Below are 15731 nucleotides of genomic sequence, written 5' to 3'. Positions count from 1 at the left end.
ATCCATGCACGTGTAGCAGTCCTCAACAGATTTATTGAATTAGGTCGACCACTTACCCAAGTTACGCCTTAAATTTAGCTCAATTAGGGGCGCTTTGCATTTCAAATCTTTGTGCAATAAAGCCCTGAAAATGAAAAAAACCAGAAAAAATAGGAGCTTAGAGCTCCTATTTTTATGTTGGCTTTCTAAGTCTCTATGTTAATTTGAAGAATGCTTCATCATAATGTCCGAATACAGCTATATTTTTTTGATTTCTACAATATCACTTGATTCAATAAGCGATTGGATATTACCAAATAAACTTTGAATATAATCAGAGGCTAGATGGATATCTAAATCCTCTCTGCTACGCCATTCTTCTAAGAAGAAATATCTACTCGAGTCATTTTCGCTAATATAAAGCTCATATTTCAAGCACCCTTCTTCTTGAAGCGTAGGCTCTATTACACTTTTTAAAAGCGTTTCTAACCTCTCTTTTTGATCTGATTTTGCCTTAATGTTCGCAATTACTGAAATAGTCATTATTTCACCTTGAGTTTGTTTTAGAAGTTTTCTAGTACAATTTTGCCTTTTGATTTACCTGATTCAAGCAACTTATGCGCCTTCTCCAAGTTTGCAGCGTTAATTTTGCCTAGATTTTGGTTGAGGGTACTTCTAATTCTTTGCTGGTCAACTAATTGGGCAACCTGTTGCAACAGATCACCTTGCTTTTCAATATCATCGGTTTCATACATTGAACGGGTGAACATCAACTCCCAATGGATAGAAATAGATTTAGTCTTAAACGGCATAATATCAAATGTTTGTGGATCATCGATCAGTCCAAGCTTACCTTGTGGTGCAATCAGAGAAACTATTTGCTTGGTATATGTTTCTGTATGATTGGTAGAGAAGACGTATTTTGGTTTTTCAATACCTAGTGCTTCGATTTGTTCGTTTAAATCTTTGCTATGATCGATGACATGGTCGGCACCCAGTGATTCCACCCAAGATTTCGTTTCTTCACGAGAAGCTGTTGCTATAACGGTCAGATTTGTTTTTGCTTTTAGGAGTTGGATAGCGATTGATCCTACACCACCTGCACCACCAATAATTAAAATACTGCCAACTTCTTTTTCTGAAATTTGAAACCGATCAAACAGCATTTCCCATGCCGTTATTGCAGTTAATGGCAATGCTGCGGCTTCTGCATTAGATACTGTAATTGGTTTAAGACTGATAATTCGTTCATCGACTGCTTGAAACTCAGCATTACTACCATCTCGGGTTAAATCGCCAGCATACCAAACAGAATCTCCTACTTTAAACGAGGTAACTTTTGAGCCAACTTCAATAATTTCCCCAACGGCATCCCAACCTAAAATACGATTATTTGCTTCAGACGAATTTTTTCTCACTTTGGTATCAACTGGATTCACAGAGATTGCCTGAACTTTTACCAGTACATCACGCTCCTTAAGCGTAGGCTTCGCTTTTTCAATATCTACCAATGAATTTTTAAAATCATCATGGTTATTTATAACATACGATACGGCTTTCATAGATTTGTCCTCAACTTTAAAAAAATATAGTAAAAATGGGAGCGAAATGCTCCCATTTTATGTTATTCAATAATTAAAACTCTTGGCTCGTTGGGCGCAAAACAATTTCATTAATATCTACATCCGCAGGCTGTTCAATTGCATAAGCAATTGCTCGAGCGACTGAGTCAGCTGGTATGGCTTGTCTGTAGAAATCCGTAACAAACTCTGAACTTTCTTTATGAGAAGAACCAAATTTTAGTTCTGACTCAACTGCACCAGGCTCAATAGTCGTCGTTCTAATTGTTCCCCCAACCTCATGACGAAGGCCTTCAGAGATGGCTCTTACAGCAAACTTAGTACCGCTATAAACAGTACCTCCTGGACTAAATACTTTTATCCCTGCAACAGATGCGAGATTAATAAAGTGTCCAAAGTTTTGTTTTTGGAAAACAGGTAGGGTAGCTGCTATACCATAAAGAACACCTTTAATATTAATGTCGATCATACGATCCCATTCATCAACTTTTAGCTCACTTAATGGTGCAATAGACATTAATCCAGCATTGTTTACCAATACATCGATTTGACCAAATGCGCTTAATGCCTTTTCAATAAGTGCTTGTACTTCATGTGGTTTGGTTATATCCATACCAATAAATTCAGCTTGACCACCTTCAGCACGAATGTCGTGAACAATAGCCTGTAATTTTTCAGTACGTCTAGCACCAAGTACAACCTTTGCACCTTTTTTAGCAAGTAAGCGAGCAGTAGCTTCACCTAAACCACTACTTGCACCTGTGATAACAATAACTTTATTTTCTATATTATTCATACAAGTAACCTTCAACTTATCTGTCAATCATATTTGATGGATTAAGTATTACAGCCTTGTTAGGTATAATAAATGAATAATATTATCTTTCAGAATTCCTATTTACGGAATAATTACCATAACACAGGATTGGACATGCAGAACAAATTGGAAATGATGCGTATCTTTTGTGTCGCAGCAGAGTCTCGAAATTTTAAAGAGGCAGCAACTCAGCTGGGTATTTCCCCGCAGCTAGTGACACGGGCAATAAAAGAGCTAGAAGAGCAGCGCGGAGAGATTCTGTTCTACAGGAGTACTCGACAAATTAAAATTACCGCTGATGGTGAGCGTCTGGCAAAGCAAGCACGTTTTGCGGTGGGATCCATTGATGCTCTGCTTGTAAAAGACACCAAGGAAAAACGAGATGAAATGCGTGGGACTGTCCGTCTTACTGTTTCGTCAGTGTTAGGGCGTAAATTGGTAGTACCTGCACTAGCAGAATTTGCCACACGTTACCCAGATATTGTCGTGGATTGTGTGCTAACAGATTCACACTCGGATGTGATCGATGAGCGGATAGATATCGGGATCAGATTTGGATTTTTGCCGGACAATCGATATGTGGCAAGGGAATTGGCTAAAGTGAACTTTTATTCTGTGGGTACGCCAGAGTTAATTGATAAGGTCGGAATGCCTAAAAAAATTATTGACCTTGATAAATACCCTCTAACAGCACTATTCGATCATAAAACAGGGCGTTACTGGCCATGGACATTCACCGAAAGTCGAAGCTTCACGCCATCAAAGCCTCGTTTTATTACAGATGATCTAGAAGCTGAATTTCAAGCTATTCTCGCTGGAGTTGGATTCGGACACATGCCTGGATTTCTAGTTTTGCCGTGGCTTAGGAGTGGTAAGCTCATTCAGATACTTCATGAGGAAACCTCTCCCGTTTGGCGCCTGTATTTATATCGTCCACAGCGGGGCCCGACACCTTTGCGAATCCGAGCATTGTTTGATTACTTAGTGGAAGTGCTGGGCCGTATAGAAACCTGAATTAGATAAGACCATCATGTATCTAGAGTAACTACAATTTTTCCTATTTGCTGATTTGATTCAAGATAGCGTTGAGCGTTATGCATGTCCTCAAAGTTAAAGCAACGGTCGATCACTGGACGAAGATATCCTGCACCTATACTGCTAAGAATAAATCGTCTGGCTTGCTCCCTTAGAACAGGGTCATGCAGAACCTCAAGGAACAAAAAACCTCGCATGGTTAAGCTCTTGCGTAATGCAACTTTAAGCGGAAATGGTGTGATCTCAGGGCTAAGTGCACCATGCATAACCATAGTTCCTCCTACAGACATCGCTTTTGCAATCTGTTCAATATGAGGCCCTCCTACAGCATCGAAGGCGACATCAAGATGTTCTCCATCCAAACGTGAAACAAGCGCTTCATACAAATCGGGTTCATCTTCAGTGGCTATAACATTTTTAACACCGAGATCCAGTAAACGTTGCTTTTTCTCTATCGTCTGTGTTCTTGCAATGACCTTAGCACCCGCTGCTTCAGCTATCTGTATCGCAGCTAGTCCTACGCTACTTGAAGCTGCTGTGATCAAGATCGTTTTGCCTTTCGAAACTCCACCAGCATGGATTACACCACCCCAAGCCGTCAAATACTGCATCCAGATTGAAGAAGCTTCTTCCCAGCTTAAACTATCGGGTTTGTGAACTAAAAAAGTTTCTGGAATCAGAAGCTTGTCCGCATATGTCCCATATTTGGCTAGATTGTCAGTCGGAAGAATCGATACTGCATCTCCTGGAGAAAATTGGCGTACACCTTCACCTATTGCCAGAACTATGCCTGCTCCCTCATATCCCAGACGAGAAGGGAATACTGCCTTTTGAATATAAGTACCACGCCGAAACATTACATCAGCCCGGTTGAGTCCGATCGTTTTCATCTGGATTAGAACTTCTCCTGCTGCTGGTAAAGCAACAGGAAGTGTTTCTAATGTCAGAACATCTGTATCTCCAATACTATTGAAGCGCCAAGTCTTGGCCTGAAGTGCGTTAAATGACATCAATAACGACCTTAATATTGGCAGAGCGATCTTGAACAGCATCATGAGCCTCAATCGCTTGGTCTAGAGTAAAATGACGAGGATCAACAATAGGACGCAGTTTACCTTCCTCAACAAGACGAGTCGCGATCTTAAGGATATCACCATGATGAGCACGGCGATTGCCTGTTAACATCGGCATTAGGACGAATACGCCAGACACTGTGGCACACCGTAGAGATGAACTCGCTAAATTATGATTACCAAATGCAGCACAGCTGGTAATGTGGCCATAGTGAGTTGTCATGGAAAGTGAAGCTTCGAGTACTGGACCACCCACAGTGTCGTAAACAATGTTAAAACCTTGACCCTCAGGGCTTGCAGCAATAATGTCATCGGAAGATGCTGTTGTGTAATCGAGAGGTGTTGCACCGAGTTCTGAAATCAGTGATTGATCAGCTGTACGACCAGTCGCCCAAACATTTGCATCAAGTGCTTTTGCAAGCTGAACAACCATATAACCAACGCCACCAGCACCACCCTGAACCAGTACAGTTTGCCCTGGTTGGACCTTCGCATTATCCACTAAACCTTCCCAAGCCGTGAGGAACGTCAATGGTAGTACTGCTGCCTCGCGCATAGAGATATTGCGTGGCTTTAATGCGATCAGATCAGCATCTGCTACAACATATTCTGCTAAAGATCCTTGAAGACCACGAACGCCACCAATCAGACCGTAAACTTCATCTCCGACATTGAAGTGGGTGACACCTTCACCAACAGCAGTTACAACCCCAGCCATATCTGTTCCCAACACGGCAGGAAGCTCTGGCATAGCATATGGTGCTTCACCAAGACGAATTTTATAATCAATAGGGTTTACACCACTAGCATGAATACGTACTAGAACTTGCCCAGCCTCTGGTTGAGGTATAGGGAGTTCTACACGTTTAAATTCATGATCACCAAAATTTTCTAGGATAAGAGCATTCATCATCTTATTCATAGTTGTTCCTTATTCTTAACTGGGGGATGATGTGCACAGTATCAAAGTAAAATAATCCAATAAATGATATTTATAGGATTTAATAATTCCTAAATAATGAATAATAAATATCATCCGCTCACTAAAAATATTCTAGTACAGTCTGTAAAGGCAGTTTAATCTAAACTGTCGGTAGTATTTACAAGGCTTGAAACGTTCAAAATATCTACAAAGTGGCTAAAATTTGAAACATAATTCTAAAAGGTCACAGCATTACAAAGAACATGAGCCAAAATAAAAATGGGAGCTAAAAGCCCCATTTTTTTTGTGACTTTCGCATAAGCTCTATGATGTTAATTTAAAAAAACTAAAAACAGGGATAGAAAATTTTCGCTAAAGATCTTTTTAATTTTCGATTTATAAAAATTATTGCTTTTTTTATACTATGGGGTACTATAGTATTAATGCTAGCAAATAAGGAGGTCTGATGCCTAATCAGGTTGAAGACAAAAAAAAGATTCTTCTACGCGTCAGAAAGATCAAAGGTCAGACGCAAGCGATTGAAAAAGCGTTAGAAGACAATGTGGAATGTGGTGCAATTCTGCAACAAATATGCTCTGTGCGTGGTGCTATTAATGGTTTGATGAATGAAATGTTGGAGGTTCATTTAAAGGACACTTTAGTATCAGGTGAAACCACAGAACAACAACGAAAAGAAGAATTGGCTGAAATCGCCAAGATTCTAAAATCATATTTAAAATAGATCTGTATAAGGAATTATTCCATGAAGTCACGTGCTGCTGTTGCGTTTGGTCCTGGTCAACCTCTTCAAATTGTTGAGGTTGATGTTGCACCACCGAAGAAAGGTGAAGTATTAATCAAGATCTCCCATACCGGTGTGTGTCATACAGACGCATTTACTTTATCTGGCGATGATCCTGAAGGCGTTTTTCCGGCTATTCTCGGGCATGAAGGTGCTGGTGTTGTAGTTGAGGTTGGTGAAGGCGTGACTAGCGTCAAACCAGGTGATCATGTTATTCCACTTTACACTGCTGAATGTGGCGAGTGCGTATTCTGTAAATCTGGAAAATCGAACTTGTGTATTTCCGTTCGCGAAACTCAAGGTAGAGGCGTAATGCCAGATGGTACCACTCGTTTTTCCTACAATGGTCAACCGATTTACCACTATATGGGCTGCTCAACGTTCAGTGAATACACTGTAGTGGCAGAAGTATCATTGGCTAAAATCAATCCTGAAGCCAATCACGAACATGTCTGCTTACTGGGTTGTGGGGTAACAACGGGTATCGGTGCAGTACATAACACGGCTAAAGTACAAGAAGGTGATAGTGTTGCGGTCTTTGGTTTAGGTGGTATTGGTTTGGCAGTCGTACAAGCCGCACGTCAAGCTAAAGCAGGACGTATTATTGTGGTTGACATGAATCCAGATAAATTTGCGCTGGCAAAAGAGTTTGGTGCAACGGACTTCTTGAACCCTAAAGATTACGACAAACCAATCCAGCAAGTCATTGTCGAAATGACTGGCTGGGGTGTAGATCATTCATTTGAATGTATTGGTAACGTGAATGTGATGCGTGCAGCTCTTGAAAGTGCACATCGTGGCTGGGGACAATCCGTAATTATTGGTGTAGCTGGTGCAGGTCAGGAAATCTCTACCCGTCCATTCCAACTGGTTACTGGTCGTAAATGGCTAGGTTCTGCCTTTGGTGGCGTAAAAGGTCGTACGCAACTTCCTGGAATGGTTGAAGATGCCATGAAAGGTAAGATTCAATTAGAACCATTTGTGACACATACGATGGGCTTGGATCAGATCAATGAAGCCTTTGATCTAATGCATGAAGGTAAGTCAATTCGTACTGTAATTCATTACGAATAATTCCGTCAGACCTTATAGTTTTCCATGCATGTGCATCATGAATGACATGCATGGAATCCTCTAAAACGGCACATTATCTGTAAAACCGATCTATCTATGTAGGCATCGTGTATAGGTTCAACAAACCTGCCTACATTTTAAATCTTAATCACTATTCTCTGTGGAGAATGTCAGACTCTTTGTTTACTCGATTTCTCATGAAGTCTTGCTCAACATAGGTAATTGATTATGGAAATAATTGAGAAACATGCTTCTTTTGGTGGGTCGCAAGAAGTGTATCGCCATCAGTCAACAGCATTAAACTGTTCAATGAAATTCTCAATATATCTGCCACCTCATGACAAAGATGAGCGGTTGCCAGTTTTATATTGGTTATCAGGGCTGACTTGCAACGAACAGAACTTTATTACTAAAGCCGGAGCACAAAAGTATGCGGCTGAACATAAAGTCATTATTGTTGCACCAGATACCAGCCCACGTGGAGAGGATGTACCAGATCATGCAGATTATGATTTAGGCCAAGGCGCAGGATTCTATGTGAATGCAACACAAGCACCCTGGTCGCAGCATTTCAAAATGTATGATTATATTGTGGAAGAGCTCAGAAATCTGATTGACCTGAATTTTCCGACCAATCAAGTCCAAAGCATTATGGGACATAGCATGGGGGGGTATGGTGCATTAGTCATTGGGTTAAAAAATCCTGAGCTGTTTAAAAGTATTTCTGCTTTTGCACCCATTGTTGCACCTAGCCAAGTACCTTGGGGGAAAAAGGCTTTTACACACTACCTAGGTGAAAACGAAACTTTATGGAAAAGCTATGATGCGATTGAATTAATCAAAAACGCTGAAGTTCATTTACCTATTTTAGTCGATCAGGGAACAGCTGATGATTTTCTTGAAGAACAGTTAAGGCCTAAGCTTCTTAGTGATATTTGTTTGGAACAAGAATATCCTCTTACACTTAACCTAAGAGAAGGCTATGACCATAGCTATTACTTCATTGCGAGCTTTATAGAGAAACATATAGAGTTTCACAGCAAATTCCTAGCAAAATAACTTTCATGGATATGAGGATGTGCAATGTTGTTCTTGAATGCTTCTTGAGCAATATTTTTTGATTCAAATGTTAATGATATTAACTTGAATAAATTCATAGCAATATGTCGAAATAAAAACCTAAATTTTGGCTCAGCTATGGGATTTTTTTTTTAACTTTTATACAACAAAACTTTCTGACATGCATACATTAGCAATGTCAGAATCAGTTTAAATTCTAATCAATTGTGGAGTTTTAGTCATGCTTAAAACAGCTTTATATGTCCGTCTTGAAGCTAAACCGGGTAAAGAAGACGAAGTGGAAGCTTTCCTTAAAGGCGGTTTACCTATTGTAATGGAAGAACCTGCGACAGTTGCGTGGTTTGGCCTACGTCTTGGACCTACAACATTTGGTATTTTTGATGCATTTCCTGATGAGGCGGGTCGCCAAGCACATTTATCTGGCAAGGTTGCAGCTGCTTTGATGGCTCAGGCCGAAGAGCTATTTTCAGAGCCACCGTCTATTGAAAAAGTAGATGTTTTGGCGAGTAAACTACCAGGTTAAACCGACGCTTAAATGTATGAGGGTGCTGCCTGAAATTTTGAATGAAAGGCAGCACTTCAACCCTGTGAGGTGTGTCAGAGGCTTTTTATTCAAGTTGGGCTACTTTATTAATGGCTTAATCTCATCATTTAAATGGGTCAATATCCAAAACAGGGCAGGGTAAATAAACGAATGCAACTATTTACATGCTTTATATTGAACCAATCTATCTAATGTACTGTCGCATTTGTACATCTGCTAAACCGTGCCAATCTGCTTTTAAAATATTTAATCATCGCTATTTTCTATGAGCCATTCACTGTTTTAGCCAGTGCGTTCACGACCATGTCAGTAGTCATACGTGTTGATACCTTCCATCTAACAATCGCTCGTGAAAATACATCAATAATCAAAGTGATATAGAACAAGCCTGAATGTGTTTAACCATCAGTAAAGTTGGCAAGCTAAAATAATTTTAAAAAAATAGACGACTGGTCTATTTTTATGTATAGTTAGCACATGGTGCAGTCAAAAGCCGCAGTGTTGTCTAATTTTTTAAAGTTTATTTGATGAATAACGGTGGTTTTTCAAATCAATTAGCTGATCATCCTAGGATAAAAATATGTTGAATTTTAACTTTTATAATCCGACCCGCATTATTTTTGGTGGCGATACAATAGCTAAAATCAATGACTATGTGCCTAAAGAAGCAAAAGTATTAATGTTGTTTGGCGGTGAAAGTGCACGTAAGAATGGTACTTTAGCTGAGGTGCGTGAAGCATTAGGTGCAAGAGAAATTCATGAATTTGGCGGAATTGAGCCGAATCCAAGTTATGAAACCCTCATGAAAGCTGTAGAGCTGATTCGTGAACAAAAGATAGATTTCTTGATGGCTGTCGGTGGTGGATCGGTAATTGATGGTACTAAATTTATTGCAGCAGCAGTCAATTATACAGGGGATGCATGGGAAATTTTAGAAACCCATGGTACTAAAATTACTCAAGCTTTGCCTTTTGCGAGTGTACTCACCCTTCCGGCAACTGGTTCAGAAATGAATAGCGGTGGGGTAGTCACCAGAAAATCGACCCAAGCCAAATTGTCATTTAGCAGTCCCCATGTTTTTCCGCAATTTTCCGTACTCGATCCGAATAAAACTTTTAGCTTGCCGACGCGCCAGTTAGCAAATGGCGTAGTCGATGCATTTGTTCACGTCATGGAACAGTACTTAACTTACCCTGTCAATGCACAAGTACAAGATCGCTTTGCCGAAGGTCTATTGCAAACTCTGATAGAGATTGGACCGAAAATCTTGGAAGATTCAGCAGATTATGATACGCGTGCGAATTTGATGTGGGCTGCTAGCATGGCGCTGAATGGGCTAATTGGAGCTGGTGTACCACAAGATTGGTCAACCCATTTGATTGGACATGAGCTCACGGCTTTACATGGTATTGATCATGCTCGTACCTTGGCCATTGTGTTGCCGGCCAATCTACAAGTGCGTCGTCAAGAGAAGCGAGAAAAATTACTACAGTATGCAGCTCGAGTCTGGCAGATTGTCGAAGGTGATGAAGAACAACGTATTGATACTGTTATTGCTCGTACTCGAGCCTTCTTTGAGCAACTTGGATTGCCGACCCGTCTTAGCGATTATGGGCTGGGGGAGACAGATATTGAGATCATCATTACGCAACTTAAATCACACAATCTTACACAGCTAGGCGAACATAAAACTGTTTCATTAGAGATCAGTCGCCAAATTCTCAAGGCGAGTATCTAAATAGCGTATCTGTCATGGTCACGATACACGACAAGTGATCATGCAACAATGCTCCTCAATCCTGAAAAATATCGGAGAAATAACATGAAAATTTTAATCGTTTTAACCTCACATGATCAACTTGGCAATACTGGTAAGAAAACAGGTTTCTGGTTAGAAGAACTTGCTGCACCGTATTACACCTTTATTGACTCTGGTGCTGAAGTTACGCTGGCGTCGCCTCAGGGTGGGCAGCCACCACTAGATCCGAAAAGTAATTTAGCAGAAGCACAAACTGAAACCACTCATCGTTTTGAAGCTGATCCAACTGCAATGCAAGCATTGGCACAGACGCATAAACTTAGCGAAATCTCTGTAGCTGATTATGATGCAGTGTTTTATCCAGGCGGGCATGGCCCATTGTGGGATTTAGCAGAAGATCCTATTTCAATTTCTCTGATTGAACAGGCGATTCAGTCTGGCAAACCTGTTGCAGCAGTGTGTCACGCCCCAGGTGTTCTTCGTCATGTAAAAACCAGTGATGGCAAGCCTTTAGTTAGCGGTAAATCTGTGACGGGTTTTACTAATACTGAAGAAGAGGCGGTAGGTTTGACTGAAATTGTACCATTTTTAGTTGAAGACATGCTTAAAGAAAACGGTGGTCATTATTCTAAAGTAGATGATTGGCAAGTACATGTTCAAGTAGATGGCTTGCTGGTTACTGGACAAAATCCAGCATCTTCTGCTGCAACTGCCTCAGCGTTACTTCAATTGTTGAAATAAAGAGTAGCTAGTGCCTGTTGTGGTGCTTAATAGTGAATAAACTTCTGACTCTGAGCAACTGGCGCAATAAGCAAAATAACCCTCACTTAATGGTGAGGGGCCTGAGTGAATAGCTTTCCTTCCTTTATTTTTCTATATACAGGAAGGATGGGTATTTAATGTAGATCAATTAAGTCATGATGACTTGGATACAGTGAAATGAAAGACAGTAAACTTTTTCAAAACTTAAGCTTAGGCCCTTATGTTTTGCAAAACCGTATTGTATTGCCACCATTAACGCGGTCGCGCAGTACCCAGCCAGGGAATATTCCAAATGAACTGATGGCAACCTATTATCAACAGCGTGCCGGGGCAGGATTTATGGTCACTGAAGGTACGCAAATCGAGCCACGTGGTCAAGGCTATGCTTGGACTCCTGGTATTCACAGCCCTGAACAGATTGCTGGATGGCGTAAAGTGACGGAAGCAGTGCATGCTAAAGGAGGCATTATTTTTGCACAACTTTGGCATGTTGGGCGTGTTTCACATACATCTTTGCAACCCGATAATGCATCACCGGTCGCGCCTTCGGCTATTAAGGCTGATAGTAATGTTAAAGTCTTTATTGAGACCGGGCCCAATGCAGGGGCCTTGGCTGATCCTTCAATGCCACGTGCTTTAAGCAATGCAGAAGTTAAAGAATTAGTGCAACTCTATGCTCAAGCTGCACGCAATGCCTTGGCTGCTGGTTTTGATGGGGTTGAAATTCATTGTGCAAATGGTTATTTGGTGAATCAATTTATCTCTGCACATAGTAACCACCGTGAAGATGAATATGGTGGATCACTAAACAATCGTTTGCGTTTTTTACGTGAAGTAGTAGAGGCAGTTGCTGAGGTGGTTGGTGCAGATCGTTTAGGAGTGCGTTTTGCCCCGCTATTTGAAAGTACAGAGGAAGATCGTGTTTACATAGGGTTGGTTGAAGATGATCCACATGTGACTTATATTGAAGCCATAAAAATACTTGAAGAAGTTGGGATTGCCTATTTATCGATTGCAGAAGCTGATTGGGATAATGCACCAGAACTTCCTCATGATTTTCGTAGAGATGTCAGAGACACTTTCAGTGGTCGGATTATATATGCAGGTCGATATACGGCAGAAAGAGGGACTCGAATTTTAGAGGCAGGACTGGCCGATTTAATTGCATTTGGACGCCCATTTATTGCGAATCCAGATTTACCCGATCGCATCGCCAATGTCTGGCCATTGAATGCAGTAGATGCAAGCAGTATGTATGGTGGGACGGAAAAAGGCTATATTGATTATCCAGCTTACGCAGATTAATATCGACTAAGTAAGTTATTTTGCCAACCTTTGTGGTTGGCAAAATAAGGACTTAGGATTGCTGTTGCCAGCATAAATTCTTCTTAAAACAAATTCTTAAAATTTTTTAGCTGTGTAATGAGCCAACCTGCCAGTGGGAAAGAAATCAGTTGCGTTACTGGCACTAATACTATGACTTCAATCAACACCATCATCGGGAAACTTTGATGCTGTGTAATTGGCTTTAATAAAGTGAGAACCAGTAATAGTGTGGGATATAAGCCTAAATAACCAACTAAAATACGAGTCATGAGGGCTTTAGAAGGAGAATTCATTGTGCGCTATACTCATGGATTGTAAATTGATCTAATAGCAACACAATAATAGGTAATCATTGGACTGCTATCATGAATTATTAATTATGTAGTTGATATTTAATTTTTATGAATCTTCACTTTTTAATAGAAATTTAGTTGCTCTCAGAGCTTGATGTAATGGTGTTTTATCTTTTTGCAACTTACTCAGTAATGCTGCACCTAACCACATTTGGTAAAGTACTTGTGCCAAAGTAGAGGCCTCGGTATCTGCTTGGATAGACTGATCCTGTTTTCCCAAATCAATTAAACCAGCAATACGTTGGATTACATCATCAACGCCAGCGGACATAATCGAGCGCATATCTTCAGATAGATCGGCAACTTCTGCGGCAAGTTTCACAATTAAACAGCTATCCGCCCAACCACACTGTGTTTCAGGATCTTCTATCCATAAATTAAAATACTCAATCAGCTTTTGATAAGGGGATTTATCACAACGCCATACATCATTTAAACGGACTTGGTAATTGTCTACATAATGCTGTACCAATTCACATCCGAAAGCTTCCTTAGATTGGAAATAATGATAAAACGAGCCTTTAGGGATTTCACAGCTCTGTAAAATTTCCTGTAATCCTACGCCAGTAAAACCTTTATGCAAAATCAGGTCTGAACTGGTGTTAAGAATGTGTAAGCGCTTCGCTTCAGACTTTTTAATAGGAGTAGGCTTCATATTAATTATTTACTCTATTGTAAAAAATAGACCAGTCGTATTGTTTTTTATTATAACTCATCTACAATGGATGTAAAGAAATTTTAATCACAGTTTTTGATTGTGAAGAAAAATACTTTTAAATAAAACATGGAGTTATATGTGTGAAAACAGTTATTAATCAACGCATCGTTTTAGCTAAACGGCCAGTGGGTGAGCCAAAACACAGCGATTTTCGTATTGAACAAGTTGAGCTCAATGAACTTAAACAAGGCGAGATATTGTTAAAAACCATTTACTTGTCACTCGATCCTTATATGCGTGGTCGCATGAGCGATGCTCCTTCATATGCAGCACCGGTTGAAATTGGCGAAGTGATGGTCGGTGGAACAGTCAGTCAAGTGGTGGCCTCTAAAAACCCAAAATTCAAAGAAGGCGAGTGGGTTCTTTCCGGAAATGGCTGGCAGGGCTACGCAATTTCTAATGGGTCTGCCTGTCAAAGCTTAGGTATGCAACCTGAACATCCATCTTGGGCATTGGGTATTTTGGGAATGCCAGGATTTACTGCTTATATGGGGTTGTTGGACATTGGTCAGCCTAAAGCCGGTGAAACATTAGTCGTTGCAGCTGCAACGGGACCTGTTGGTGCTACGGTTGGACAAATTGGCAAACTTAAAGGTTGTCGCGTGGTTGGCGTCGCAGGTGGGCCTGAAAAATGCCGTTATGCAGTAGAAGAACTCGGCTTCGATGCTTGTATCAATCATCATGATGAAAATTTTGCAGAACAATTACAACAAGCAGCTCCCAACGGTATTGATATTTATTATGAGAATGTCGGGGGTAAAGTGTTTGATGCGGTATGGCCATTGCTTAACTCTGCGGCACGTGTACCGGTGTGTGGTGTGGTTTCCCAGTATAACGCTACCGAGCAAGCACAAGGGCCAGACCGTTTACCGGGCTTTATTTCCACCCTTTTAAAAAAGCGTATTCGCATGCAAGGCTTTATTATTTTTGATGATTATGGCAGTCAGTATCCGGAATTCTATCAGCAAATGTCTGAATGGTTGAAAGACGGAAAAATCAAATATAAAGAGCATATGGTGCAAGGTTTAGATAACACGATCAATGCTTTCAATGGTATGTTGAAAGGCGAAAACTTTGGCAAAGTGGTTGTAAAAATTTAAAAAAATAGGAATTATCATGATCACACTACATCATTTAGATCAATCACGTTCTTTTCGTATTTTGTGGTTACTTGAAGAAATCAAGCAGCCCTATGAGCTGAAACGCTATTATCGTGACTCAAGCACGCATTTGGCCCCTGACTCTTTAAAAACCATTCACCCTTTAGGGAAATCTCCAGTATTGGAATGGGATGGCAAAGTTATTGCAGAGTCAGGCGCAATCGTTGAGTTATTAATTCAGAAACTTGCGCCGCATTTAGCACCAGATATGGATGAATCTACCTATGTCGATTATCTACAGTGGATTCATTTCTCAGAAAGCTCTGCCATGCTTCCATTTTTATTAAAAACGTTTAATGCGATAGAAACCAAGCAGGGCACGAAGTTGGTATTTCTAGAAAATTATACTCAAGTTGAGTTCGATAAAGTATTTAGCTATTTAAATGAATATTTAAAAGATAAAGAATTTCTAGCGGCAGACCGTTTAACCGGTGCTGACTTTATGATGGGCTTTGGACTACATGCTTTAGTTCATCATATGGGACAAGGTGAAAATTATCCCCATATCCAACGTTATGTAGCAGGTTTAAGCCAACTACCTAGCTGGCAAGCCGCATTACAAATTGAACAAAATGGTGTGAAAAGTCAAAAATAGCAAGATTGATTTTTTAAAGGCAATTTAGAAAAAGAATCATAATTGACAAGTACATCTGGTTATAAAATAAGCTGACACTTATTTAAATTAAACGCCTAATGAATTTCATCGGGCGTTCTCTATTTTAAAGATAAGGAATTACCACTATTTAA

Annotated in this window: 17 protein-coding genes and 1 pseudogene; 10 read left to right on the top strand and 8 right to left on the bottom strand. The window is 40.3% G+C overall.

The features are described from left to right. Positions 1-237: 237 nt before the first annotated feature. The 3 genes from ACF8FD_RS12030 to ACF8FD_RS12020 all read right to left on the bottom strand — a co-directional run bounded on the left by ACF8FD_RS12030 (position 238) and on the right by ACF8FD_RS12020 (position 2355). Positions 238-522 carry a putative quinol monooxygenase gene (locus ACF8FD_RS12030; RefSeq protein WP_205667025.1) on the bottom strand — a complete coding sequence of 95 codons (285 nt, stop codon included), beginning with the start codon at positions 520-522 and terminating at the stop codon, positions 238-240. 20 nt (positions 523-542) lie between these two features. After that, positions 543-1541: a zinc-binding alcohol dehydrogenase family protein gene (locus ACF8FD_RS12025; RefSeq protein WP_205667024.1), complete on the bottom strand. Its 999-nt coding sequence runs from the start codon at positions 1539-1541 to the stop codon at positions 543-545. Between the two features lie 73 nt (positions 1542-1614). Further along, positions 1615-2355 (bottom strand): SDR family oxidoreductase, encoded by a 741-nt coding sequence (locus ACF8FD_RS12020; RefSeq protein ID WP_002050925.1) that lies wholly within the window; start codon positions 2353-2355, stop codon positions 1615-1617. A gap of 135 nt (positions 2356-2490) precedes the next feature. On the opposite strand from ACF8FD_RS12020, the gene ACF8FD_RS12015 reads away from it, so the two are divergent. Continuing rightward, positions 2491-3390, top strand: coding sequence for a LysR family transcriptional regulator (locus ACF8FD_RS12015; protein WP_392453418.1), 900 nt, complete (start codon positions 2491-2493; stop codon positions 3388-3390). A gap of 14 nt (positions 3391-3404) precedes the next feature. Here ACF8FD_RS12015 and ACF8FD_RS12010 read toward each other — a convergent pair whose 3' ends face one another. Together ACF8FD_RS12010 and ACF8FD_RS12005 are read right to left on the bottom strand one after the other, a co-directional pair. Next, positions 3405-4421, bottom strand: a complete 1017-nt coding sequence (locus ACF8FD_RS12010) for a zinc-dependent alcohol dehydrogenase family protein (RefSeq protein WP_392453417.1) — start codon at positions 4419-4421, stop codon at positions 3405-3407. Continuing rightward, positions 4411-5406: a zinc-dependent alcohol dehydrogenase family protein gene (locus tag ACF8FD_RS12005; RefSeq protein WP_151676294.1), complete on the bottom strand. Its 996-nt coding sequence runs from the start codon at positions 5404-5406 to the stop codon at positions 4411-4413. Before ACF8FD_RS12005 ends, ACF8FD_RS12010 begins: the two co-directional genes overlap by 11 nt. Before the next feature lie 466 nt (positions 5407-5872). Between ACF8FD_RS12005 and ACF8FD_RS12000 the strand changes: the two genes are divergently transcribed. The 4 genes from ACF8FD_RS12000 to ACF8FD_RS11985 all read left to right on the top strand — a co-directional run bounded on the left by ACF8FD_RS12000 (position 5873) and on the right by ACF8FD_RS11985 (position 8885). Next, the gene (locus ACF8FD_RS12000) at positions 5873-6148 is read left to right on the top strand and encodes a metal/formaldehyde-sensitive transcriptional repressor (protein WP_001133624.1); all 276 of its coding nucleotides are present in this window, start codon (positions 5873-5875) and stop codon (positions 6146-6148) included. A gap of 21 nt (positions 6149-6169) precedes the next feature. Continuing rightward, a complete protein-coding gene (locus ACF8FD_RS11995; protein WP_000842149.1) occupies positions 6170-7282 on the top strand; it encodes an S-(hydroxymethyl)glutathione dehydrogenase/class III alcohol dehydrogenase in 1113 nt (370 codons plus the stop codon). Between the two features lie 228 nt (positions 7283-7510). Then, positions 7511-8341: an S-formylglutathione hydrolase gene (gene fghA / locus ACF8FD_RS11990; RefSeq protein ID WP_392453416.1), complete on the top strand. Its 831-nt coding sequence runs from the start codon at positions 7511-7513 to the stop codon at positions 8339-8341. Positions 8342-8582: 241 nt separating this feature from the next. Then, the gene (locus tag ACF8FD_RS11985; RefSeq protein WP_087548390.1) at positions 8583-8885 is read left to right on the top strand and encodes a putative quinol monooxygenase; all 303 of its coding nucleotides are present in this window, start codon (positions 8583-8585) and stop codon (positions 8883-8885) included. Between the two features lie 170 nt (positions 8886-9055). Here ACF8FD_RS11985 and ACF8FD_RS11980 read toward each other — a convergent pair. Next, positions 9056-9304, bottom strand: a pseudogene (locus ACF8FD_RS11980) (IS3 family transposase); the annotation flags it as partial. 182 nt (positions 9305-9486) lie between these two features. Here ACF8FD_RS11980 and ACF8FD_RS11975 point away from each other — a divergent pair. The 3 genes from ACF8FD_RS11975 (at position 9487) to ACF8FD_RS11965 (ending at position 12732) form a co-directional block, all read left to right on the top strand. Further along, the gene (locus tag ACF8FD_RS11975) at positions 9487-10644 is read left to right on the top strand and encodes an iron-containing alcohol dehydrogenase (RefSeq protein ID WP_205667021.1); all 1158 of its coding nucleotides are present in this window, start codon (positions 9487-9489) and stop codon (positions 10642-10644) included. An 84-nt stretch (positions 10645-10728) separates the two neighbouring features. Further along, positions 10729-11406 carry a type 1 glutamine amidotransferase domain-containing protein gene (locus ACF8FD_RS11970; protein ID WP_205667020.1) on the top strand — a complete coding sequence of 226 codons (678 nt, stop codon included), beginning with the start codon at positions 10729-10731 and terminating at the stop codon, positions 11404-11406. Positions 11407-11604: 198 nt separating this feature from the next. Beyond that, positions 11605-12732, top strand: a complete 1128-nt coding sequence (locus ACF8FD_RS11965; protein ID WP_205667019.1) for an alkene reductase — start codon at positions 11605-11607, stop codon at positions 12730-12732. Positions 12733-12815: 83 nt separating this feature from the next. Here ACF8FD_RS11965 and ACF8FD_RS11960 read toward each other — a convergent pair whose 3' ends face one another. Both ACF8FD_RS11960 and ACF8FD_RS11955 read right to left on the bottom strand, forming a co-directional pair. Next, positions 12816-13046, bottom strand: a complete 231-nt coding sequence (locus ACF8FD_RS11960; protein ID WP_001087973.1) for a hypothetical protein — start codon at positions 13044-13046, stop codon at positions 12816-12818. A gap of 106 nt (positions 13047-13152) precedes the next feature. Further along, positions 13153-13761 carry a TetR/AcrR family transcriptional regulator gene (locus ACF8FD_RS11955; protein ID WP_004733176.1) on the bottom strand — a complete coding sequence of 203 codons (609 nt, stop codon included), beginning with the start codon at positions 13759-13761 and terminating at the stop codon, positions 13153-13155. A gap of 143 nt (positions 13762-13904) precedes the next feature. Here ACF8FD_RS11955 and ACF8FD_RS11950 point away from each other — a divergent pair, with 143 nt between their 5' ends. Both ACF8FD_RS11950 and ACF8FD_RS11945 read left to right on the top strand, forming a co-directional pair. Next, positions 13905-14924, top strand: a complete 1020-nt coding sequence (locus tag ACF8FD_RS11950) for an NADP-dependent oxidoreductase (RefSeq protein ID WP_004733175.1) — start codon at positions 13905-13907, stop codon at positions 14922-14924. A 16-nt stretch (positions 14925-14940) separates the two neighbouring features. After that, positions 14941-15579 (top strand): glutathione S-transferase family protein, encoded by a 639-nt coding sequence (locus tag ACF8FD_RS11945; protein ID WP_205667018.1) that lies wholly within the window; start codon positions 14941-14943, stop codon positions 15577-15579. Positions 15580-15731 lie beyond the last annotated feature (152 nt).

The organism is Acinetobacter sp. TYF_19, from assembly GCF_043105125.1.
GTDB classification, from domain to species: Bacteria; Pseudomonadota; Gammaproteobacteria; order Pseudomonadales; family Moraxellaceae; genus Acinetobacter; species Acinetobacter johnsonii.
This window is presented reverse-complemented; position numbering and strand designations above follow the sequence as displayed.